Here is a 23,617-nt window from a genome sequence, read left to right on the forward strand (position 1 = left end):
TGATAGGAGAGTGGAAAAATTTGATGTCAATGATCAAAAAACCAATCTGCACTTTATTGGTCTGCTTCACCATGCTGTCTGTCATGTTCATCGGACCTTTCGTGACTCAAGTTTCAGCAGCAGATGCCAATATTAATATCAATGCAGAAAGACAAGTGATTCGCGGATTTGGCGGAATGAACCACCCAGCTTGGATTGGTGATTTGACCGCACCTCAAAGGGAAACCGCCTTTGGGAATGGGCAGAATCAGTTAGGATTTTCGATTCTAAGAATTTATGTAGATGAGAACAGAAATAATTGGCATAGAGAGGTCGCCACTGCCAAAAGAGCAATAGAGCATGGAGCTTTAGTGATCGCTTCACCTTGGAATCCTCCAAGCCAAATGGTGGAGACCTTCAACCGTAATGGTACAACTGCAAAACGGCTGAGATACAATCAATACGCGGCATATGCTCAGCATCTGAACGATTTTGTGACGTATATGAAAAATAACGGCGTCAATCTCTATGCGATATCCGTACAAAACGAGCCCGATTATGCACATGAATGGACATGGTGGACTCCTCAGGAAATTCTGCGTTTCATGAGAGAAAATGCCGGCTCTATTAATGCCCGCGTAATTGCGCCAGAATCCTTTCAATACCTTAAAAATATATCAGATCCTATCTTAAACGATCCACAGGCGCTTGGAAATATGGACATTCTCGGAGCCCATTTGTACGGAACCCAAATCAGCCAGCTTCCGTATCCTCTGTTCAAACAAAAAGGAGGGGGAAAGGAGCTTTGGATGACAGAGGTCTACTACCCGAATAGCGATAACAATTCAGCCGACCGCTGGCCTGAAGCATTAGGGGTTTCAGAGCATATTCACCATTCGATGGTAGAAGGGGACTTTCAGGCATATGTTTGGTGGTACATCCGCAGATCCTACGGCCCTATGAAGGAAGACGGAATGATCAGCAAACGCGGTTACAACATGGCGCATTTCTCCAAATTTGTACGCCCAGGATACATCAGGATTGATGCAACGAAAAGTCCTGAACCAAATGTTTTCGTATCTGCCTATAAAGGAAACAATCAAGTCGTCATTGTCGCAATCAATAAAAACAATACAGGAGTCAATCAGCACTTTGTGATGCAAAATGGAACTGCTTCGCAAGCGTCAAGGTGGATTACGAGCAGCAACAGCAACCTTCAGCCTGGTACAGACTTAAATATATCAGGTAATCAATTTTGGGCTCATCTCCCGGCTCAAAGTGTGACAACATTTGTGGTCAAACGCTAGAATGAATTGAATCACCAAAAGCCAATTTTCTTTTAAAATGAGAAAATTGGCTTTTTTTATGCAAGTAGGAAGTTGATTTTTCACTATGTACTCACATTGGGTATAATAATAACAATGACTTCAGGAGAGTGATCAATGTATGCCAAAGCATCAAAGTAAAGTATTAGTAATCGATGACGAAAAAGAAATTTTAGAATTAATCAACACAGTATTAATAAGAGAAGGCATTGATCGCGTCATAACAGCTTCAACTGCCCGTGATGGTTTGGCAAAATTCCATCAAGAACAACCCGATCTTGTCATACTTGATATTATGCTGCCAGACGGTGAAGGCTATGATATTTGCAGACAAATCAGAGAGACCTCCCATGTTCCGATTATCTTTTTATCAGCAAAGGGAGAGGAATCAGACAAAATTGTAGGACTTGCCATCGGCGGGGATGACTACATTACAAAACCGTTCAGCCCAAAGGAAGTCGCCTACAGGGTGAAAGCGCAGCTGAGACGGGTCTCATACTTGCAGTCATCTCAAGCCGATCCCGTGATCAAAAAAGGACCGTTTGAGTTAAACGAGCAGCAAGCAGAACTGACTAAAAATGGCGTGACTATTGATCTCACGCCAAAAGAGCTTCTGCTTATGTCCTATTTCTTGCAGCACCCGAACCGTGTCATCAGTAAAGAAACGCTTTATCAAACTGTTTGGGGAGAAGACTTCTTCGGTTCTGACAATACGGTGATGGTTCATATCCGAAGACTTCGGGAAAAAATAGAGAATTCCCCGTCAACACCAGAGTTTCTCGTCACAGTCAAAGGGCTTGGGTATAAATTTGTTGTAAAGGATGCGTAAGGATGAAATGGCGATTAACAGGCAGGTATATGGTCTCTGTCATTATCGTGACCATAATCACGGTCTTTATCAACTTATTCGGATTTATGATTTGGGTCGTACTTCAGGCAAACAGCCAGCATAACGAGAAAAATACGCCCGAAACCTTCACAAGATCATTTGAACAATACGTCTCTTTTTCTGATCAAGGAATGACCGTAAACAAAGAAGGACAGAAAGCTTTAAAACAACAGAATGCATGGATTCAAATTTTAGACGAAAATGGACAAGACGTCTATCATGCGCGGGCACCTAAAGGATTAAAGAACAAATATACACCGATAGAAATCGTGAACTTACATAAATATAAAGATAAGCAATTATTTTCGACCATTTATGCTGGCGGAAAAAAAATAAAGGATAAAGAATACAGCTACTTTATCGGATTTAAAGACCCTTCCATCGGAAAATACCTATTCTCGTTCAACACAAAGGACTTAGTAACAAAACTTAATATCGGGACGATGATTTTATTATCAATCGATGCCATCATTGCGTTACTCATTGGTTACTTTTTCAGCCGGCAGCTCACAAAACCGCTCGGCCTTGCCATTCATGGCATCCAGCGGCTGGCAAACGGAGATTACACGACAAATCTGCCTGCTAAAGGAATTTATAAAGATGTCTTCTATAATGTCAATCACTTATCAGAGCAGCTCGCTTCAAGCAAAAAAGAAAAAGACAAATTAGAGCAAATGCGGGAAGAATGGATCACCCATATTTCTCATGATATTAAAACGCCGCTAGCTTCTATTCAAGGCTATGCAGAAATCATGAAAGATCCAAATTATCCTCTTTCAGATCAAGACATCAGACATTATGCCAGCATCATAGAGAATAAATCACTGTACATCAAAGATGTCATGGAGGATCTAAATTTAACAACAAGGCTGAAAAATAACGACGTGATGCTGCATAAAGAGCTGGTGAACATTGTGCCATTGCTGCGTGAAACGTTAATTGATATCCTAAACGATTCGAGATATGCAGATCAGTCCATTGAGCTGCAAACGAATGTAGACAAGCTCATGCTGAATATTGATACGATCCTCATACGAAGAGCGGTCACCAATCTCATTTTAAATGCCCTTGTTCACAATGATGCTGATGTGAAAATCATTGTACAGCTTGAACAAAAAGAAAATACCCACATCACAATTAAAGACAACGGCAAAGGAATCGAAGAGGCAGAGCTAGAAAAAGTATTTGACCGCTACTATAGAGGGACGAATACAGGAGGGACACATGCAGGCTCTGGTCTCGGGATGGCCATTGCAAAGGATATTATCCAAAAGCACGGCGGGGATATTACGATACAAAGTATAATAGGGGAAGGAACAACGATTGATATCCAATTACACGTTTGAACGGACATACAAAAAAACGGTTCTGCTCAATCACAGAACCGTTTTTTTCATCTGTTATTCTGAAAACACTTTAATGCCTTTCACAATGTTCCAAATGAAGAAGTAGATCGCCACAAGGAATGTCACAGCATACGTTGCAATTAAGAACGGACCAGCATGACTGATATCATTCATGCCAAGTAAACCTGAACCGGCGATACCGATGCCGAGAATCAAATAAGGAATAACATGCGTCCATAGCGATTTTTTCGCATGATATTTCACTTCGTCCTTTCCTAAGAAATAGACGATAATCGGAAACAGAAATGGCGCAAAAAAGATACTGAAGTAACATAATGAAGACAAAATTTTATTTTCTCTCAAACCTTTTCACCTCTATGATTGATTTAGAAGAGAGGACTATTTGACTCATCCCTCACTTCCTTACAAACCCATTGTACTACCTCAACCTTAACCTGTATTAATCTGAACCTTACAGCAACCTTAAATATGTTTACCTTTTAAAACGCTTCATAAATGACATACTATAATATAGGTATTTAAATCTATTTTACCTAAAAAAATAGTTGACTTTGGTTTATCCTGTGTTTACAATAAAGTCGTAACCGATGCAGGAGTGTTACTGATATCATCAGGCACCACCAAGTCAGGTAAACATGTTGTACATTTGTACGTTGTTTGCTGAGATTTTGGTGTTTTTTTTATGCTTTTTTAGCAGTTTTAGGTAGGGTGGGATGAAGATGTTCACCGTCGTTAAAGTTTTAAACAATAATATCGTATTAGCTCTAACAGACACTCAAAATGAAGTAGTTGTTTTTGGTACAGGAATAGGCTTTAAGAAGAAAAAGGGTGATACACTTGATGAGAGCGCTGTCAGTAAGACATTTTATTCTGATCAGACGTCTCCATTAGAATCTCAACTTGCCGCTATCCCAACTGATATTCTTTTATTAACTGAAAAAATCATTCATATGGGCGAAGAAATGTTGAATAAAAAATTAGGTTCTAGCATGCTGTTTTCGCTATCTGATCATCTTACCTTTTCTATTCAAAGGCATCAAGAAAAAATGGAATATGAAAACCCTATTGTATGGGAAATTCCACATCTATATTTTCAAGAATATCAAATTGGGAAAAAAGCACTTAAAATTATTCAAAAAATGATGGGTATTACTTTTCATGATACAGAGGCTTCACTCATTGCCCTTCATTTTGTAAACGCTCAAATAGATGGTCAGTCTATGGGAGATACGATCAAAATGACCCATCTCACGAAGGAAATCGTTAAGATTATTCAAAACATTTTCGAGATGGTATTAGATAAATCATCGATAGATTATTCAAGGTTTATCACTCATTTGAGATATTTTATTGTCAGACAGGAAACAAATCAACCTCCGCAGCAAATGGATGATTCATTAAAAGAATTAATTCAGGATCGTTATATGAAGAGCTATGCATGCGGATTGATTATTAAAGAAATGTTAAAGCGGGAATTCAATTGGAATGTCACTGAAGACGAACTTGTTTTTTTAGTCATTCATATTGAAAGAATCACAAAGAAACATCAACAAAATAAAAATGATTTCTATTAGGCGTGTTATGAAAAAGCATTAACCTAAACAAATCTCCATTTAGAAGAATGGTCTTTCTAATGGTGGATTTTGTTTAGGTTTTTTTTGTGAAAATGAAGGGGTGAAGACATGGGAAACAAAGAATTGGCGCAAGAAATTATCAAATTAATCGGCGGGAACGACAATATATCTCAAAGCTGGCATTGTATTACGAGGCTGAGATTTAATATCAACGATGAAAAACAGGTAAAAGTAGATGAACTAAAAACAGTAGACGGTGTGCTGGGAGCGCAATTCCAAAGCGGACAATTCCAAGTCATTATTGGAGCAAAAGTTGCAGAGGTCTATGAGGAAATTGACCATCTGATTGGTGAGCGCAGCAATGATTCTACTCCTGCCAAAAATACGTCAAAGATGAATCCAATCGAAGTCGTATTCGATGTCATTAGCGGAATTTTCACACCCATTTTGCCAGCGATTGTTGGTAGTGGATTGATTAAAGGGATCATGGCTTTGTTCGTTAGTTTAGGCTGGATGACGGAAAAAAGCTCTACCTATGCTGTACTTCAAATCTTTTCAAATGCTGTCTTTTACTTTTTACCTTTCCTCATTGCTTATTCTGCAGCGAAGAAATTTAAAACACGAGAATCTCTCGCGATGGCACTCGCTGGGATTTTATTGTATCCCACCATGGTGGAAGGGGCAGCAAAAGGGGCCGATCCACTTAGTTTTTTAGGATTGAGTATTCCATTAAATAATTATACTTCTTCTGTCTTACCGATTATTTTAGGCGTGCTGCTGCTTAGCTTTATTGATAAGTGGATGACGAAAGTGATTCCAAAATCCTTAAGCATCGTGTTTACACCGGTACTAAGTTTAATGATCACAGCGCCTCTTACACTAGCTTTCATAGCGCCTATTGGAAACGTTTTCGGACAGTATTTAGAGATCTTTTTCACTTCTTTATTCCATTTTGCTGGTCCAATTGCAGGTTTATTAATGGGAGGCCTCATGCCCTTAATTGTGCTAACTGGGATGCATTACGCATTCTTCCCAAGCACGTTTGCCAGCTTTGAAAAAGTTGGGTACGATGTCATGCTGCTTCCGATGAATTTTATTGCCAATATGGCACAAGCAGGCGCCGTTTTAGGTGTCATCATTCGCACGAAACGAGTAGAAACAAGGTCTTTAGCGTTATCAACATTGCTTCCGAGTTTCTTTGGAATCACAGAACCAGCCATTTATGGAGTAACACTGAGATTGAAAAAGCCTTTCTATGCTTCATTAATAGGCGGCGCAGTTGGCGGGTGTTTTTATGGTTTATTCTCAGTCAAAACGACAGCATTTTCAATTCCAGGTATGACATCTCTGCCAACCTACATTATGAAAGGCACGAACAATTTCCAGCTGGCTTTAATTGGAATAGCGCTGAGCTTTTTGGTATCACTGCTTGCCACTATGTTTCTTGGGTTCAAGGAACCTGCCACAAAGGATGAAGGTCAGCCGGAAAAACAGGAAAAGCCATCTAAAAATCCAGAAAATGCAGTCAATCAACAAGCTGCCTATCAAGTAAATCCTTATGAAGTACAAGCACCTATAACTGGTCAGGTCGTTCCTTTATCTGAAGTAAATGATGCCGTCTTCTCAAGCGAAATGATGGGCAAGGGAGTAGCGATTATGCCTGATAAGGGGGTGGTACAAGCACCGTTTTCCGGAAAAGTAGTGACCGTTACACCTACTAAACATGCAATAGGTTTGGTTTCAGAAGATGGGGTTGAATTATTGATACATGTAGGGATTGATACCGTCAGCTTAAATGGTCAATTCTTTGAGGTATTGGTGGAAGAAGGAGATGAAATCAACATCGGGGATCATTTATTATCATTTGATATAGAAGGAATTCAATCAAAAGGATTAGATGTCGTGACACCTATGATCGTCACTAATTCCTCGAAGTACCTGGATGTTATCTATACAGGTGAGTCTTATGTCAACGCAGGAGAAAATAAACTCTTAATGCTTATTCATTAATCTTAAATAGAAGGGATGATTGAAATGAAAGAATTAAAAAAAGGATTTTCAGATAATTTTCTATGGGGTGGCGCAACCGCTGCCAATCAAATAGAGGGCGCATATTTAGAAGGCGGAAAAGGGCTGTCAACTTCAGACTTCGCTGCATATAAAGATCCTTATGCACAAGGAAAAGTGAACAACTTTACATTCGATGTTAGTTCAGCTGAACTAAACAAGTACAAGGAAAATTCTGAGGCATATGATTTCCCAAAAAGACGCGGAATTGATTTTTATCATCGTTATGAAGAAGACATTGCACTGTTTGCAGAAATGGGATTTAAAGTCTTTCGTTTGTCTATCTCATGGGCAAGAATCTTTCCAACAGGCTTAGAGGACAAGCCGAATGAAGAAGGATTGGCTTTTTACGATAAAGTATTTGATGAATGTGCGAAATATGGAATTGAACCGCTAGTCACGATGTCTCATTATGAAATGCCAATTACTTTAACAGAAAAATATAATGGGTGGATGAGTAGAGAGCTTGTCCCTTTGTTCGAAAAATACGCACGTGCGATTTTAGAAAGATATAAAAACAAAGTGAAATATTGGATTACGTTTAATGAAATGAATATGAACCTCAATAGCCTTTATACAGGTGCTGGAATTTTAGAGGATTTAGTAGATCATAAGTTACAGGCTGCTTACCAAGCGTCTCACCATCAATTTGTGGCGAGTGCATTAACAGTGAAGGCAGCGAAGGAAATCATTCCAAATGTCCAAATTGGCTGTATGATTAACCAAATTGAAGCCTATGCAAAAACAACAAAGCCAGAGGATCAGCTGCAGGCAGTCAAATCGAATCAATTGAATATGTTCTATCCTGATGTTCAAGCTAGAGGCGAATATCCAACATACATGGTGAAATACTTTGCTGATAATCAAATCAAATTGGATATTGAAGAGCAGGATGAACAAATTTTGAAAGAGGGCACTGTTGACTTTGTTGCCATCAGCTACTATATGTCCCACGTAGCAGAAGCGCGTGAAGATGCTGCTGAGCTAGCGGGTACGTTTGACAGCCCGATTAAAAATGAGCACTTGGAATTATCACAATGGGATTGGCCAATTGATCCAATGGGTCTGCGCATTTCATTAATTAAACTGTACGACAGATACCAAAAGCCTTTATTTGTTTGTGAAAATGGACTTGGCGCAAGAGATACATTGACACAAGACGGAAAAGTACACGATGAATATCGAATTGATTATTTGAAAAAACATATTGAACAGATGAAAGAAGCAGTAAAAGAAGGTGTTGACTTAATGGGATATACACCTTGGGGCTGCATTGACTTAATCAGCTGCGGAACATCTCAAATGACTAAACGCTATGGTTTGATCTATGTGGATCAAGACGACCTAGGAAATGGTACACTGAATCGTTACCGGAAAGACTCATTCTTCTGGTACAAAAATGTAATCGCATCAAATGGAGAAAACCTATAAAAGCAAATTGAATGATGTAAAACACCATCGTGAGCGCCTTAACCGGCTGCATGCGATGGTGTTTTATTTTTCACGAAAACATATCTTGACCTTGAAGTATAGTTCAACCTTTATAATGTAAATATAGTAAGACAAAATCACGAAAAAGGAGTAACGACGGAGTTGATGACTAGAGGAGAACTTGCCAAACAAACAGGAATAAGCCCTGCCGCAATTCGTTACTATGAAGAACACAACATTTTACCTGTCCCGAGACGCCGTTCGAACGGTTATAGACTATACACAGAAGATTATATTGTGAAAATTCAATTGATCAAAGATGCCAAATCATTGGGTTATTCACTAAAGGAAATAAAAGAAATATTGGAAATGCTGAGTCAAGACATAGAACCTGATACTTTAAAAAGAATTGTACATCACAAACATGAAGAAATTGAAAAGAAAATTAACAATCTCCGTCTCATTCAAGACCTTCTATCTAACCTATTAAAGACTCCTGAGAAAGAAGTACAAGTGTATCTCAAATCATTTCGTGTCATGAATCAGGATGACGAATAAACATAAAGGAGAGAAAACAAAATGAGTGTCGAATTTTTTAATGGAGAACGTTCTGAAGAAAGCATTCAATATGAAAAATTATTCACGTTCCAAAGTAATAAAGAGAGTTTTGCTAGTGTCGAAAAAACCAAAAACTTTCTGTCTCAAATAGAAAATATAAAGCCTTATGCAATCGGAGATGATGTGAAATTAGTTAGTGAGATAAAGGAGCAGACTTTCGAAGGAATGCAGGTTTTCACATTGAATGACCAAATGCCGCAAAAGCAAAAGGTGATTTTATATATACATGGCGGTGCCTGGGTAAACCAGCCTCTCAATTTCCATTGGTGGTACATGGATAAAATGGCTCAATCCCTTAACGCCAAAGTGGTCGCTCCTATTTACCCTAAATTACCTCATTACAGCTACCAAGATACCTATCCAAAAATCCTAAATCTATATAAAGAAATACTGAAAACCATTGAGAGTACCGATCAATTAACGATTATGGGAGATTCAGCGGGTGGAAATATCTCTCTTGGCCTTACGCATCTTTTAAAGATGGAAGGTCTGCCGCAGCCGAAAGATATTATTTTATTATCTGCATGTGTTGATATGAGTTTAAGCAATCCTCTTATATCTGAATATGCCGATAAAGATCCCATTCTAGCGCCAGAAGGAATAGATGTCATTACAAAAATTTGGGCAGCAGATAAAAGGATAACTGATCCATTAATCAGTCCAATTCATGGTGACTTTAATGGTCTTGGGAAGATCACTCATTTTATTGGAACACATGATATTTTATATCCAGATGCACTAAAGCTTGATGAAAAGCTAACAGAACAAGGAATTGACATGAAAACCTTTGTTTATCCAGAAATGCTGCATGTGTTTGTCGTCATGCCAATTCCTGAGGCACAAGATGCTCAGGAAAAAATCATTCAGGTGATCAATCGTTAGATTTTTTTTCACACATCAAAATGCTCCGACTTGAATATTTGAAAGCTTAGCGAAATGGACTGCTTACTGAAAGCAGTCTTTTTCCATTCAACATGAAATACTTTCAGTTAAATTCCAATTTTGGTTTACAACACACAGATTTCCTTTTAATATGATACATATTCGGTTCATCATCAGTTCATAAAGGAGAGTGACATGATGAGTGTTTTCTTTCTTCATCCCATGGCGCTGATCTTATTTACATTGCCTTTGTTATCTTTGATATGGGGGATTGTTGGCTACTGCATCTTTAAGCGAGTTTACATCGTTCTTATCATCACATTTGCAGTTTCCACTATTTTCATATTTGCCTATACTGGGTTTGACATGTCAAATATGTATTGGGTCGTGGTGATGACCTTTTTATGCATGTGTACCTCTGTCATCACAAAAATCATTCGATATATGTATGCCCGCTATAAAAGAGCATCATGAAAAAGCTGATGTTTGGTATAATAGATCAGCATATTCAAAACGAGCATAGAAGGGTGAAGGCGACACAATGCACACATTTGATCTTACTCCAAAAGATGTAGAGTTAATAGACGAAGCAAAAAAGAAGATTACGAGCCTTTATGAAGATGATAAACACCATGTAGGAGCCGCTATCCGCATGAAAACAGGAGAAATGATCTCGGCTGTCCATATAGAAGCCTATATCGGACGGGTAACTGTTTGTGCAGAAGCCATTGCAATTGGCAGTGCATTATCGAATGGCTATAAAGATTTTGATACAATTGTCGCTGTCCGACATCCATATTCAGATGAAGAGGATAGAAGATTGAGGGTCGTAAGCCCTTGCGGCATCTGCAGAGAGCTCATTTCAGATTTCGGACCAGAATGTTTTGTCATCATAGAAATAGATGGCGAACTAGTCAAAGTGAAAATCGGGGAACTGATTCCACTCAAATATACTCGAAGTTGATGTACGATCTAAACTTAGCAGGAAGAGGGACGCAGCAAGCATCAAGCGTTCTCTTTATAGCATTCCAAATAACTGAAAAATCGCTCCACAAAAACAGCCCCATGTATTTTTTCCATATGCGCCGTGTTAAAAATATATTGTTCCATATTCTCAAGCTTGCGCAGGCTGCGTACCAGTACTTTCCGATCCTCGTCAGAAAGATGAGGGTCCTCATTTATCTTCATCAATGCATATTTGACACGCGCGGAGACCTTTTCAACGTATAGATGGTTTTTGGATGCTGGCGGAATACATTGCGATAGGTCACAGCCTTTAAAACAAACACCGTCAAGGGTGCAGTTTTCAAAATTGGCAATCAGCTTTTGTTTACCATTTCCCTCAAACGTTATATCCACCAACTTACCGGTAAAGGTACAATTTACGATATTCGCTGCTTGTAAAACGCGGTCTTTAAACCTGCATTTATAAAATGTACAGTTGATAAACGCAGCATTTTCCAATGTCATTCCTCTCATATCACAGGAGGAGAATTCGCAATTCGTAAAAACAGCCTCGTCTCTAGCAATCCCAACAGAGCGCAAATCGGAACGAATAAACGTACAATAATCAATCGTACTACCTGCAAAAAATCTCGCATTCGTCAGATCACACGTATCAAATACAAGATGACGCAGGTGACAGCTCCAAAATATAGGTGAATGAACATTCGAGTTGCTAATCGTCGATCCGCTTATCGTTTCATGTTCATACCTGACAATATCAGAAAATATTTCGTTGTCTACTGACATTCCAGACTCAAGCCTTCTCATTGTGATCACCTATCTTTTAATCTTTTACCAGGATGAACACCTTCCAAAAGTTCATTTCTGTTTCACTAAACGGCTGGCATTGACAAGTTATTATATCATAAAGCTCGAAACATAAAGAGAGCGGTCATCATTTTGAGAGCGCTTATCTTGCAATGTGTCTTTCACACTCACTTTAAATCATAAGGGGGAACAAAAGAATGAAAAGGTATGACGCATTCCCAGAACCAATCGGCGGCTATACTGCCGGACGCACACAGATGGATTTTGAGTACACGGCATCTGATCACTCAAAAAGAGAACTGACCGCATTTGTATACTATCCGTCTGATAGCAATGAAGGGAAGACCCCATCAACGTACATGTTTCCTGAAGTATACGAAATGCTGCATGACCAGCTGCTTGTCACTGAGTATATGAAGGAAAAGGATTTTTTCTCTATCGATATCCAAACGTATTGTTACGACGACCTTGCTCTTTCCGGGAAGGAAAAACGCTATCCAGTGTTATTTTATGTTTGCGGCGGGGGCGGTTCTCCAGAATGGGGGACAGTGATCTGTACAGACCTTGCAAGCATGGGGTATGTTGTCGTCAGTATCGGTCATCAAAATAGCACGATGTATAAGCGTAAAGATGGACGCCTGTTTAATGTATCAAAGGATTTTTCAGATGCCATTATGGCGTTTTCTGAAGATCCAGAGATGGTGGTGCTGGCTGGTCAGATGACGATCCGGCCTGACGATGAAACTGCCATTGAGACATGCCGCAACGTCCTTACACTGCCAATACTTCATCAGTTAACTAAATATAGTGAATTACAGGCAGAGGATGTAAGGTATGCAGCCGATTATCTTTACAAACTAGATTCCGGTGAACTCAATTCAATCTTTAATGGCAGATTGCAGCTTGACGCCGGCATGGGCATAGTCGGACATTCTTACGGAGGGCCTACGACAGCGATTGTTTGCCGGGATGACGACCGATTCGCCTGCGGGATTGGCCTCGATAGCGGTGCATTCGGTCTTCTTGACAGCGACTTGAAAAAACCCTTTTTGCTGCTGTTTTCTGAGCCTAACTATCATATGAATGCGATCATTGGCGCTAACAATAGCATGGAAACCTATTATTTCTCTGTTAACCATGCTGCACATTTAGATTATTGTGACATCGTGTTTACCGGTGTGAACGAAGAACTGAGAGGCGAACGCGATGCGATGGAGATGAGGAATCTTGTCACAGACTATACGGGGACCTTTTTTGATCATTACATTCTGCAAAAGCCTGTACATGTGGAAAGTCTGTCATACGATGGCGTGGACTTGATTAAGAAAACGAGCAGAAAGTGACCTAATACGTATGTTTAGTTCTCATGTCTATTGCATGGCTGACAGGTGCTATCATGGCCAGATAACAGCATATAAAATGAAAAAAAGCCTTGAAATTAGGCTTTTTTCAGTTTCTCCATGTTAGAAACTAAGAAGGATGATTTTTTATTTGTTTCTATTTCTGATCCACAGAATATATATCCGCAACGATTTTTAAAAAAGCCTTCAAAGCACGTGTTTTATATCGATCTTTCTTCACGACAATTCCAATTTTCCAGGGAATATATTGACTGCTAATTGGTTTTACACAAATGTCCTCTCTGTACATATCCGTTAAAGGACTTGGAAGGATCGCCACTCCAAGTTCATCACGAACTAATGTCATCAACAAATCCCATTGTGTTGTACTGTAAGCGATTTTGGGAACAAAATGTTCCTTACGGCAGCTTTCTAAAATCACTTGACTCAACGCAAATGAAGAATCAAACAATATCCAGTTATCCTCTTTAAGCTGTTCGAGTGAGAGCTGTTGTTCATCTTTCAAAGCGTGATTTTTTGGTAAACAAGCCACAAACGGCGCTTCAAAAATGAGTTGTTCTTCTAATTCATGACTTTGCGCAGGTATGACAACAAAGGCAACATCTACTTCGCCTTTCTCAACGAGTTTTTCTACATGCAAGCCGCCCTCTTCAATCATTTCGAGCTTCACATCTGGATGCTTTTTAGTAAAACCTTTTGCCACTTTCGAGAAGAAAAAGGTTCCAATCACTTGCGGCAGTCCGATCTTTAGATGGCCGAGAATATGAGTTTCTGTATCACCCAGCTCCATTTGCAACTCATTCATTTGCTGAAGCACCGCAATCGCTTTTTCATATACAAGCTGTCCTTCATCTGTTAACCTAAAAATTCGATTTGACCGATCGAAAAGGATGACACCCAGTTTTTTCTCTAATTTTTGAATGGCTTTAGAAAGGGAAGGCTGTGCGATAAAAAGCTTTTCACTTGCTCTTGAAAAACTTCCACATTCCGCAATTGTTTTAAAAATTTCAAAGTCCCGTATGTTCATTTTACCCTCCCATTATTCCAATAAGGCATACTCATTATGATGATGATATATTGTACATGATAAACGTTTATTTTTACACTGAGAATAAGGAGGGGTTAAGATGTCAACATGTAGAGTTGCTGTTGTGCAAGCTGCTTCTGTCATTATGGATAGAGAAGCATGTACTGAAAAAGCCATTTCGTTAACACTTGAGGCTGGAGAAAAAGGAGCCAATATAGTTGTCTTTCCTGAGGCTTTTATACCTGCTTATCCAAGAGGACTAGCTTTTGGTGCCACAGTAGGAAGCCGTTCTCCAGAAGGAAGAAAGGACTGGCTTCGTTACTTAGAAAATTCAGTTCCAGTTCCTAGTCAAACGACAGACAGATTGGGAGAAGCAGCACGTAAAGCTGGTGTCTATCTCGTCATTGGTGTCATTGAAAGAGATGATGAATCAAGCCGCGGGACTTTATATTGTTCCGTACTGTTTTTCGGACCAGATGGAACCTTACTTGGAAAGCACCGTAAACTAAAGCCGACAGGTTCTGAACGACTCATATGGGGAGAGGGGGATGGCAGCACACTGCCGGTTTTCAATACTCCGTATGGTAAAATAGGCGCTTTAATTTGCTGGGAAAACTATATGCCATTAGCTAGAGCAGCGATGTATGCAAAAGGCGTCCAAATCTATATAGCCCCAACGGCAGATTCCAGGGAGCTATGGCAATCAACGATTCGCCATCTTGCCGCAGAAGGCCGGTGCTTCGTTCTATCTTGTAATCAATATGTGAATAAAGAGATGTATCCTAAAGATTTAGCCTGCTATGAAGAATTAGCATCTTCTCCTGATGAAATGTGCCGAGGGGGGAGTGCAATAGTCAGTCCTTTAGGCGAATATATAAAAGAACCTGTCTATGGTCAGGAAGAGATACTGCTGGCAGATCTTGATTTGCGTGATATTTCTTCTAGTCAATTTGACTTCGATGTCGTAGGACATTATTCAAGACCTGATGTCTTCCAGCTCGTCGTCAATGAAGAGAAAAAAGAAAATGTAAAGTGGATAAATCGATGAAATCACAACAAAAAAAGAGCAGCCATCAGCCGCTCTTTTTTCGTGTGTCAACCTTGATGAGTTTTTAATGGACCTTTTGTGATATGAGTAAGATGAGCATTCATGTTAAAGATTTTAGCGTTGATGTCTGTTATTCCAAAGCTAGTGATTCTTTTAGAATGCATCTCAAGATAGTTCTCAGCTGCTTCTTTTGTTTCGAATAAGTAGATTCCGCCAGCCTCATTCTTCTCCGGATTCTCCGTCCATATTTTCCATATGAATCCGTCTTCCTCATTTATACTTTTCGCTAAATCAGAAAACTCTTTTGCCATTTCATCACCGAAAGGGCCTTTCATCTTAAAATCCACTTGTAATAAATGTGCCATCGTCATTCTCCTTATGTCGAAGTTGTAAAATACAGTTCCCCCAGCACTTCTTTCATTTGATACTGCTGCTGCGGAAGTTCTTTCTTCATAAAAGACCGTACATCTGATTGGTCAACATCGTACATTACTTCAATTTCTTTAGAAAATAGAAGTTTTTCTTTTTCGAGCAGGATAGAAACAGCTGGGCGCTTTTTCGGTTGAAGTTCTTCAGTGTTTAAAGCTTGCTTTAATCCTTCAACATAGACTTCAAATGAGCGGCCACCCGTGATTTTGACTCCTTTATTTTCTTCGTTGACGAAGATGATCGTTGGGAAACCTCTAGCACCAAGGTCTCGAACAAGAGTAAAATCTTGATTTAATAATTCCTGACCGCTTGGCAGCTCCGCTTCATGGACAATCACATCTCCGTTAAGTCCAAGGTCGTTGACGATATCAATTAACACCGTGATATCCGATATATTTTGATTGAATGCAAATAGCGCTTCTCTTACACGGCGTAAAAAAGTATAGGCTAGTGCATCATCATGATGTTTTTGAATCACTTTGAACACGCGAGAGGGCGGGTAGGAGGATTGAACAGGATTGTCAATCATTAAGGAACCATCAATTGGCATGCGAGAATGTTCTCCAACCTCTCTCCAGTGACCAGCAACATCAGCAGGCTTATAAATTCCGTTTGCAGGATCAATTGGACCACCATGCCATTTCTCTAACAGTCCACCCAATACAGTCTGGAAATGAAAATAATGTCCATATTGCTCTTTAAATCGACGCAGGACAGGTTCAATTGCCCAGCAATGCGAACAAATCGGATCTGTTACATAATAGAGCGTTATTGTTTTTTTAGGCTGTTGAAAATCAATGACCTGGATATCCTCATCTTCACCTACACCACATACACCTGTTTCTATATCACAAAACATCTCATTGTTTTTCAATTTCATTTACCTCCTCAATTTTTGCAAGGAAACGCTATTTCCTAGAAGTTGTTTGAATCAATCATTTGCATTACAATTAGATCTTAAAACACAACGAGTAAGACCAACACCAATAATTTCTTCAATTTGTTGTTTATCCAACAGATTGATAGATGTGTTGAAAAAGGAGGAGGGATAAGATGACGCAGCCAAAGACAGACCCTCGGGTTCTGAGAACGCGTAAGTTAATCATGGAGTCTTTTATTAAACTTTCATCGAAAAAGGAATTTAAGGATATTACGATCAAAGATGTCACGGCAGAAGCCATGATCAACCGAGCGACGTTTTATTATCATTTTGAGGATAAATACGATTTGCTGGATAAAACGCTGTCAGAAGTATTATCGATTAATTTAGAAAGTATTCATTTCAATCATCGTAAACTAGATGAAGATACGATAATCAATATTTTTAAAGCATTAACGAATTTTCAACAATCTCTGCATAACCGCTGCCAAGTAGAATATGAAACTGAACTTGCTCCTATTGTGAGGGAACAGCTTGAAATTATTTTTTATCAATTGTTAATCAATCAATATAAAAATGTCGAAAAGCAAATTCTGAAGGTCACAGCTGTTTTTTTAAGCTGGGGAATTCACGGAGCTTCTGTTGAATGGAGAAAAAATAGTTCGCACATATCATCAGAGGAGTTTATCAAATCAGCAGTGCCATATATTTTGTCAGGGATTGATTTTAAAAAAGCAGATAGTTGATTTGACAATTTTTAAAGGCTTCACTAATATAAATGCTATAGCATATAAATTTCATAGAGGGTGTTTTACATGGAGTTACAAGATTTAATAGGCTATCTCGTTCATCGTACCGATCTCAAAATGACGAATTATTTTACGAACAGGTTAAAGCCTTACGGGGTCACTCCTGAACAATGGAGTATTATAAGTATTCTGAGTAGTGAAAAGGGGACTACTCAAAAAGAATTGGCAGAAGGAATTGATAAAAATCAAACCACTGTCGTCAGAATGATCCAGTCTATGGAACGAAAAGGGCTTGTCAAAAAGATCTATAATGAACAAGACCGGCGCTCACATCACCTGCTTTTAACAGAAAAAGGGGACGAGGTCAAAAAGGCCATTCTTCCTGTCGTCATGGATGCACATCAAACGGTGACAAAGCAATTAAACGATGAAGAGATTCAACAATTAAAATTACTTTTGAACAAATTATTTCATTCACACTATGAATCTTGAAACGTCTAATCTGTAACAAACTATTTATGTCTAATATATGCTATGACATATAAATTGCATCAGCTGGAAATTTGTCCATTCGGACTGAGTGTTTCAGTCAAATAACTTAGAAAGATGTGATCACGATTTTCATACTTATTCTGCAAATGATATTGGCCGTTTTCTTTTTTGTAACAGGGTCGAAAATTATTTCAGGGAAAATGGCAGAAGAGTTCAAACGATTTGGTTTACCTGCTTTTTTTAATGTTTTAACTGGAGCCTTTGAGCTCATAGGCGCTGCTGGAATGCTGGTCGGCATATGGATGCCAATAATAGCAATATTATCAGGCTTACTGTTAGGAGGCACGATGCTGGCAGCTGCCTTTACTCTGATCGTATTAGCCAAAGATCCCTTTAAAAAAGCAATTCCTGCACTTGTATTATTCGCTCTCAGTATCGGGGCCAGCTTGTACCACATTCTTTAAGTTCATATCAAGGTAAGTCACAAAACCTAAACAAAGCTCCATTGTTCTAATGGCGGGTGTTTAGGTTTTTTAGCGATTGAATTGTTTTCGAAGAACTAGGCATGAGACAGCGAATACTGCGAAAGCGCCCGCAGATCCAGCAGCGAACACCAGCTCAGATTGTTCTAGTTTGGACTTGAATAACAAAGGGACAGAAAGAATGAGAGCGGCACCACTAAAGCTCAATCCTAATATCAACATTGCTAGTAATTTATTCATAGAAACACCTCTTACACTCAAAATTTGAACAATGGAAACGACTGATTCAAGAATCATTGTGATGATTCGACATCCTTTAACATTCCTAGTTGGAGTGTATCATATGGTGGCGCGCGATTGGTTTCTTTTCATTAAAGCACACAATCATGAAATAAACTTTTTAAACGAACACTGTTCTTCGCGAACGGTGTTCGTTATAATATAAATGTGATGTGGCTTTAAACGATTTCCATAATGAAGAGGAGATGCATACGATGACGGCATTATCTAAGGACCAAAAGCAGATCGCTATTATTGGAGGGGGACCTGGGGGGCTAACACTCGCCTTGATTCTGCAAAATTACGGTATACAAACGACCATCTATGAACGAGAGATGCATGACAAGAGTCTTGAAAGAGGGGGCTCACTGGATATTCACGAAGAAACAGGTCAAAAAGCTTTAAAAGAAGCGGGAGTTTATGAGAAATTTCAAAGGAACGCCCGCTATGAAGGAGAAGATTTCCGATTACTTGATAAATCAGGAAGAATTTATTTAGATGAAGAAACGGAATCAGACCAAAAAGGCACCCGCCCAGAAATTGATCGTGGTGTTTTGTGCGAACTGCTGTTAGATCAAATTGATGCTGAAAACATCAAATATGGATATAAACTAGAAAGTTGCGTTTCATTAGAAAACGGCATGACGGAGCTTCATTTTGAAAACGGAGTTGTCGAGACAGTTGATCTTTTAATTGGGGCAGATGGTGCTTTTTCTCGTGTGCGTCCTCTGTTAACAAATATTGATATTGAATACGCCGGGCTCACGATGTTGGAACTGAATATCCTCAACGTAGAGGTGAACCACCCTGATTTAGCTGCATTTAATAAAAGTGGTAAGATGTTTGCTTTAGCAGACCACAAAGGACTGATTGGACAGTTAAACGGAGATGGACGAATAAAAGTGTATGCAAACCTTATGGTAGAACGTAACTGGATTGAGACTTGTGGTATTCCGTTTCATCAAGCGAAAGAAGCAAAAGAACAATTATTAGAGTTATTTAGTGATTGGAACGATCAGCTGAAAAATTATATTCGTTATGCAGAAGATGCCATCATTCCAAGACGGATTTATACGCTTCCTGTCGGTTTTAAATGGAACCGCCATAAAGGAGTAACACTTATCGGTGATGCCGCTCATGTCATGTCGCCATTCGCAGGGGAGGGTGTAAACATGGCGATGTTTGATGCAATGGAGCTTGCACTTGCGATTGTCCGAAATCGTAATCATATTGAAAAGGCTATTGAAGAATACGAAGACATGATGTACGAATATTCATCGGAGAAAGCTCATGAATCAGAGAAAAGTTTAAAACTATGTTTTTCAAAAAACGCTGCGGTCAAGCTTGCAGATATGATGAATTCTTTTCAAGAAAACGGTGATTGATGCTCAATTTACTATTTGACTTTGACATGTTATAAAGAGATTATGAACAATTCAAATCGTCGTATTATAAGTCGTCGGTCTCGGCCGGCAAAAGAGCCCTTAAGCCGTGAACTCATTGTGAAAACTGCCTATGAGCTTCTAAAGGAGCAAGGGTTAGAGAGCATGAGTATGCGTAAAGTGGCTAAAGCACTCGATACGGGACCTGCATCCTTGTATGTCTACGTGAACAATTTTCAAGAACTAAGTGCTTACGTATTGGATTATGGTCTCGGCCAAATGGTTTATCCAGATTCAGCGGGTGGCACATGGAAAGAACAGTTATTTGACATATTGCATACTTATTTCCTACTGTTATTCGAAAAACCTGGTCTTGCTGAAATTTCTCTTTCCACCATCCCGCAAGGAACGAACTTTTTACAGTTGACCGAACAACTCCTCGCTGCATTGCATGAAGGCGGGATCAAATCTACATCTGCTGCATGGGGAGTAGACCTGTTACTGTTATACGTATCTTCCGTAGCATACGAAAAGGTCTCTTGGAAGAAACATGGCTCTTCGCAGATTTCAGATACAAAAAAAGCATTTCATGATGCAGACAAAACGCGGTTTCCTTTCATCCATAGCCTAAAAGAAGAAATGTTTGCAGGTGATACCGTATCAATGGAACGGTTCAAGTGGGGAATTGAAGTCATTTTGTATGGAATCCAGCAAGAAATCAATTAGAAAGGAGCACAAGCAAAAAGCAGTCAATGGCTGCTTTTTTTATATTTTCTCAACTTTTAAACATATAAAAAAATCTATATATTGTTTTTATATATAAAAAATTATATAATCTATTGGAATAAACAAATGAGGTGCTTAGGCATGGAAAATACGAAGAATTTATTAGAGAGCTATATTCCTTTAGCAAAATCTACAGCAAAAATGTTTGGACCAAATTGTGAAGTAGTTATTCATGATTTAACGAACCCTCAAGCATCTGTCATGTTTACAGTCAATCATCATGTGACGGGAAGAAAAATCGGTCAATCATTTGATCATTTGGTAAAGACTGTTTTACAATCAGTAGATTTTAAAGAAGATTATCTTGCTGGGTATACATTTAAAACAGAAGACAACCGTACCATTCGTTCTTCGACTTCATTAATTCGTGATTCGAAGCAAAAGGTAATCGGTGCATTCTGTATCAATTTTGATGTTGAAGCATTGAATCAAATGCAGCAATTTATGGATACTTTTCTTTCTACAAAAGTTGAAGTTCAAGAGAATGAATCAACATCAAATGATGAACTTGAAAATGTAGAAGAAATAGTAGATCAATTGATTCAACAGATCATTCAAAACAGTGTTCACCCAGTTATGAAACGTCATGAAAAAATTGAATTAATAAGGTTCATGGATGAAAAGGGAATCTTTTTAATGAAAGGTTCGGTTGAGAAGGTCGCATCTATGTTAGGTATTTCTAAAGTCACCGTCTATAGCTATTTGGATGAAATCAAACATAAATCGAATGAAGGGGAAACGAAATGAAAAGCATCCTTGAGGTAGGAAATCTAAAATCCAATGGACACTATGCATTCGCAACCATTCATCAAAACACGGTCTATGTTTCAGGACAATTTGCCATCAATCCCGAAACGGGTGAAAAAGAATTCGGCCCCATTGAAGAAGAGACATTACAAGCGCTTAAGAATGTGGAGATGATTGTAGAAGCGGCTGGAAGTAAAAAAGAAAAGATTTTGCGTATGACATTATACATTTCTAATATTGAACTATGGGACAAAGTAGATGCGGTTTATTCTGAATTTTTCGGTGAACATCAACCAGCACGTACTGTTGTACCAACGAATGAATTACATTTTGGTTTCAAAATTGAAATTGATGCGATTTCTTATATTTAGAATATTTTTTTGCCCATGATATATAAAAAAGTATATTTCATATAAAAAATTATTCAAAGGGGCTGATGATTGATGAATCAATTGATTTGTAACCATTGCGGGAAAAAGTATGAAATGACACCAACTTTATGGAAATGTGATTGTAACGGCGTATTAAACCTGGTGAAAGATACCCCTAAAATAGATATTGCGGCTTGGAATCACTATCCAAACTCATTATGGCGTTATGTTGAAACCATGCCATTTTCAAAAGGTTCTAAGACTTGGGAATCTGTGACAATGGGTGAAGGTCAAACTCCGTTAATCGTTTTAGATCCTAATGAGCCAAACACTTATGTAAAAGTTGATTATATGATGCCTACACTCTCCTTTAAAGATCGAGGAGCTGCTGTTTTAATGACAAAGGCAAAGGAATTAGGGGTATCAAAAGTCATTGCGGATAGCAGCGGGAATGCAGGAACAGCAATTGCCGCTTATGCAGCTCGCTGCGAGATTGCATGTGACATCTACTTAAGCGATGAAACTTCACCTAAAAAGGTCGCTCAAATAAAAGCCCATGGAGCAACGATTAAAGAAATTCATGGTACACGAGAGGATATTGCAGCCGCGGCGCAAAAAGCAGTAGACGACGAAAACGTTTTTTATGCAAGCCATGTGTATAATCCTTATTTTTTTGAAGGAACAAAAACATACGCCTATGAAATTTATGAACAAATAAAAGGAGCACCTGATGCTTTAATCATTCCGGTTGGAAATGGTACTCTCCTCCTAGGTGCGTATTATGGTTTTAAAGAGTTATTTGAAAATGGTTTGATTCATAAAATACCGAAAATCATTGCCATACAAGCGAAAAACTGTGCACCTCTCGTCAAAGCTTATCAAAATGCGAAAGGATCAGCATCGCCTGTTACGAATACAGGGACCTTAGCAGAAGGGATAGCCATTGCTGCCCCGGCGCGCTCCAAACAAATTCTAGAAGCTGTACAAGATACCAATGGTACGTTTATAGATATTGAAGAACATGAGATATTGAATGCACGCTCTAAACTAAGTGAGAAAGGATTTTATGTGGAAGTGACATCTGCAGTCAATTTTGCTGGCTACATGAAATATAAAAAGGAATCAAAAGAAACAATTGTCATACCTCTTTGTGGTGCAGGAATTAAATCAAAATAACCCGATATGACTAAAATACAACTTGAAATCGGAGGAATGTTTCATGGGATTGGATTTTACTCATTGCGAAGCACATTGGTCATACAGTGACTTCCATGATTTTAGAAAAAGGTTAGCTGCTTGTATTGGTATGAATTTAGATGATATGGAGGGGTTTGGTGGGGAAATACCCTTTAAAAACTACCAGGGTGACATCATCCTATTGCTGGAACAACCAGATTCTGATAGTTACTTATCACCAGATGTTTGTCAAACCGTTGCTGCGAGATTGCGTCAACTAATCCGCCATTGGCCAGATGATGATATCGATAAAATGAACGCTCTCTATCTAGCAGAGGGAATGGAACTAGCGAATCAAAAAAATGAGGTATTTGGATTTATATAAGAAGAAGATATGACCGATTGAATTGATTGAGGACGTAGAGAACACTGATAAAGAATATTGGGAAATAGTCGTGCTATATCTCAGACCGTTTGTAAAGAGGCCACCTCAAGGAGTCTCT

At 38.8% G+C, this 23,617-nt stretch carries 27 protein-coding genes; 21 read left to right on the forward strand and 6 right to left on the reverse strand.

Annotation, left to right across the window (positions count from 1 at the left end; translation table 11 throughout):
* Positions 1-20 precede the first annotated feature (20 nt).
* From NSS92_RS05310 to NSS92_RS05320, 3 genes are all read left to right on the forward strand, one after another.
* Positions 21-1,286, forward strand: a complete 1,266-nt coding sequence (locus NSS92_RS05310) for a glucuronoxylanase (protein WP_340867079.1) — start codon at positions 21-23, stop codon at positions 1,284-1,286.
* A gap of 139 nt (positions 1,287-1,425) precedes the next feature.
* The gene (locus tag NSS92_RS05315; RefSeq protein ID WP_340867080.1) at positions 1,426-2,133 is read left to right on the forward strand and encodes a response regulator transcription factor; all 708 of its coding nucleotides are present in this window, start codon (positions 1,426-1,428) and stop codon (positions 2,131-2,133) included.
* A 2-nt stretch (positions 2,134-2,135) separates the two neighbouring features.
* Positions 2,136-3,539: a sensor histidine kinase gene (locus tag NSS92_RS05320; protein ID WP_340867081.1), complete on the forward strand. Its 1,404-nt coding sequence runs from the start codon at positions 2,136-2,138 to the stop codon at positions 3,537-3,539.
* 54 nt (positions 3,540-3,593) lie between these two features.
* Here NSS92_RS05320 and NSS92_RS05325 read toward each other — a convergent pair whose 3' ends face one another.
* Positions 3,594-3,902 (reverse strand): DUF4870 domain-containing protein, encoded by a 309-nt coding sequence (locus NSS92_RS05325; RefSeq protein WP_267586416.1) that lies wholly within the window; start codon positions 3,900-3,902, stop codon positions 3,594-3,596.
* Between the two features lie 377 nt (positions 3,903-4,279).
* On the opposite strand from NSS92_RS05325, the gene NSS92_RS05330 reads away from it, so the two are divergent.
* The 7 genes from NSS92_RS05330 to NSS92_RS05360 all read left to right on the forward strand — a co-directional run bounded on the left by NSS92_RS05330 (position 4,280) and on the right by NSS92_RS05360 (position 11,096).
* Positions 4,280-5,134, forward strand: a complete 855-nt coding sequence (locus tag NSS92_RS05330) for a PRD domain-containing protein (protein WP_267586415.1) — start codon at positions 4,280-4,282, stop codon at positions 5,132-5,134.
* Positions 5,135-5,242: 108 nt separating this feature from the next.
* On the forward strand, positions 5,243-7,144 hold the full coding sequence (locus NSS92_RS05335; RefSeq protein ID WP_340867082.1) for a beta-glucoside-specific PTS transporter subunit IIABC: 1,902 nt from the start codon (positions 5,243-5,245) through the stop codon (positions 7,142-7,144).
* Between the two features lie 24 nt (positions 7,145-7,168).
* Positions 7,169-8,632 carry a glycoside hydrolase family 1 protein gene (locus NSS92_RS05340; protein WP_267586413.1) on the forward strand — a complete coding sequence of 488 codons (1,464 nt, stop codon included), beginning with the start codon at positions 7,169-7,171 and terminating at the stop codon, positions 8,630-8,632.
* A 165-nt stretch (positions 8,633-8,797) separates the two neighbouring features.
* Positions 8,798-9,190, forward strand: a complete 393-nt coding sequence (locus tag NSS92_RS05345) for a MerR family transcriptional regulator (protein ID WP_340869930.1) — start codon at positions 8,798-8,800, stop codon at positions 9,188-9,190.
* Between the two features lie 21 nt (positions 9,191-9,211).
* A complete protein-coding gene (locus NSS92_RS05350; RefSeq protein ID WP_340867083.1) occupies positions 9,212-10,132 on the forward strand; it encodes an alpha/beta hydrolase in 921 nt (306 codons plus the stop codon).
* A gap of 222 nt (positions 10,133-10,354) precedes the next feature.
* Positions 10,355-10,606: a DUF2651 family protein gene (locus NSS92_RS05355; RefSeq protein ID WP_267586481.1), complete on the forward strand. Its 252-nt coding sequence runs from the start codon at positions 10,355-10,357 to the stop codon at positions 10,604-10,606.
* A gap of 67 nt (positions 10,607-10,673) precedes the next feature.
* Positions 10,674-11,096 (forward strand): cytidine deaminase, encoded by a 423-nt coding sequence (locus tag NSS92_RS05360; RefSeq protein WP_267586411.1) that lies wholly within the window; start codon positions 10,674-10,676, stop codon positions 11,094-11,096.
* A 41-nt stretch (positions 11,097-11,137) separates the two neighbouring features.
* Here NSS92_RS05360 and NSS92_RS05365 read toward each other — a convergent pair whose 3' ends face one another.
* Positions 11,138-11,905, reverse strand: a complete 768-nt coding sequence (locus NSS92_RS05365) for a pentapeptide repeat-containing protein (RefSeq protein WP_267586410.1) — start codon at positions 11,903-11,905, stop codon at positions 11,138-11,140.
* 197 nt (positions 11,906-12,102) lie between these two features.
* On the opposite strand from NSS92_RS05365, the gene NSS92_RS05370 reads away from it, so the two are divergent.
* Positions 12,103-13,248 carry an alpha/beta hydrolase gene (locus NSS92_RS05370; RefSeq protein WP_267586409.1) on the forward strand — a complete coding sequence of 382 codons (1,146 nt, stop codon included), beginning with the start codon at positions 12,103-12,105 and terminating at the stop codon, positions 13,246-13,248.
* A 154-nt stretch (positions 13,249-13,402) separates the two neighbouring features.
* Here NSS92_RS05370 and NSS92_RS05375 read toward each other — a convergent pair whose 3' ends face one another.
* Entirely contained in the window at positions 13,403-14,293 is an 891-nt protein-coding gene (locus NSS92_RS05375; RefSeq protein WP_340867084.1) for a LysR family transcriptional regulator, read from the reverse strand.
* 100 nt (positions 14,294-14,393) lie between these two features.
* Here NSS92_RS05375 and NSS92_RS05380 point away from each other — a divergent pair, with 100 nt between their 5' ends.
* Positions 14,394-15,341, forward strand: coding sequence for a carbon-nitrogen hydrolase family protein (locus NSS92_RS05380; protein ID WP_267586407.1), 948 nt, complete (start codon positions 14,394-14,396; stop codon positions 15,339-15,341).
* A 47-nt stretch (positions 15,342-15,388) separates the two neighbouring features.
* Here NSS92_RS05380 and NSS92_RS05385 read toward each other — a convergent pair whose 3' ends face one another.
* Positions 15,389-15,706, reverse strand: coding sequence for a monooxygenase (locus NSS92_RS05385; RefSeq protein ID WP_267586406.1), 318 nt, complete (start codon positions 15,704-15,706; stop codon positions 15,389-15,391).
* 11 nt (positions 15,707-15,717) lie between these two features.
* Positions 15,718-16,644 (reverse strand): DsbA family protein, encoded by a 927-nt coding sequence (locus NSS92_RS05390; protein WP_267586405.1) that lies wholly within the window; start codon positions 16,642-16,644, stop codon positions 15,718-15,720.
* Between the two features lie 179 nt (positions 16,645-16,823).
* Between NSS92_RS05390 and NSS92_RS05395 the strand changes: the two genes are divergently transcribed.
* From NSS92_RS05395 to NSS92_RS05405, 3 genes are all read left to right on the forward strand, one after another.
* Entirely contained in the window at positions 16,824-17,396 is a 573-nt protein-coding gene (locus NSS92_RS05395) for a TetR/AcrR family transcriptional regulator (protein WP_267586404.1), read from the forward strand.
* Between the two features lie 69 nt (positions 17,397-17,465).
* Positions 17,466-17,891, forward strand: coding sequence for a MarR family winged helix-turn-helix transcriptional regulator (locus NSS92_RS05400; RefSeq protein ID WP_340867085.1), 426 nt, complete (start codon positions 17,466-17,468; stop codon positions 17,889-17,891).
* Positions 17,892-18,007: 116 nt separating this feature from the next.
* Positions 18,008-18,355, forward strand: coding sequence for a DoxX family protein (locus NSS92_RS05405; RefSeq protein ID WP_267586402.1), 348 nt, complete (start codon positions 18,008-18,010; stop codon positions 18,353-18,355).
* A gap of 69 nt (positions 18,356-18,424) precedes the next feature.
* Here NSS92_RS05405 and NSS92_RS05410 read toward each other — a convergent pair whose 3' ends face one another.
* Positions 18,425-18,613: a hypothetical protein gene (locus NSS92_RS05410; protein ID WP_039178972.1), complete on the reverse strand. Its 189-nt coding sequence runs from the start codon at positions 18,611-18,613 to the stop codon at positions 18,425-18,427.
* Positions 18,614-18,867: 254 nt separating this feature from the next.
* Between NSS92_RS05410 and NSS92_RS05415 the strand changes: the two genes are divergently transcribed.
* The 6 genes from NSS92_RS05415 (at position 18,868) to NSS92_RS05440 (ending at position 23,499) form a co-directional block, all read left to right on the forward strand.
* Complete coding sequence (locus tag NSS92_RS05415) at positions 18,868-20,037, forward strand: FAD-dependent oxidoreductase (protein ID WP_340867086.1); 1,170 nt, start codon at positions 18,868-18,870, stop codon at positions 20,035-20,037.
* A gap of 42 nt (positions 20,038-20,079) precedes the next feature.
* Positions 20,080-20,760: a TetR/AcrR family transcriptional regulator gene (locus NSS92_RS05420; RefSeq protein ID WP_340867087.1), complete on the forward strand. Its 681-nt coding sequence runs from the start codon at positions 20,080-20,082 to the stop codon at positions 20,758-20,760.
* 141 nt (positions 20,761-20,901) lie between these two features.
* Entirely contained in the window at positions 20,902-21,567 is a 666-nt protein-coding gene (locus tag NSS92_RS05425) for a helix-turn-helix transcriptional regulator (RefSeq protein WP_340867088.1), read from the forward strand.
* The gene (locus NSS92_RS05430) at positions 21,564-21,938 is read left to right on the forward strand and encodes a RidA family protein (protein ID WP_267586397.1); all 375 of its coding nucleotides are present in this window, start codon (positions 21,564-21,566) and stop codon (positions 21,936-21,938) included. Before NSS92_RS05425 ends, NSS92_RS05430 begins: the two co-directional genes overlap by 4 nt.
* Positions 21,939-22,010: 72 nt before the next feature.
* Complete coding sequence (locus tag NSS92_RS05435) at positions 22,011-23,114, forward strand: threonine synthase (RefSeq protein WP_340867089.1); 1,104 nt, start codon at positions 22,011-22,013, stop codon at positions 23,112-23,114.
* A gap of 43 nt (positions 23,115-23,157) precedes the next feature.
* A complete protein-coding gene (locus NSS92_RS05440; protein ID WP_340867090.1) occupies positions 23,158-23,499 on the forward strand; it encodes a hypothetical protein in 342 nt (113 codons plus the stop codon).
* Positions 23,500-23,617 lie beyond the last annotated feature (118 nt).

This window comes from Bacillus sp. FSL M8-0166 (genome assembly GCF_038008825.1).
GTDB classification, from domain to species: Bacteria; Bacillota; Bacilli; order Bacillales; family Bacillaceae; genus Bacillus; species Bacillus safensis.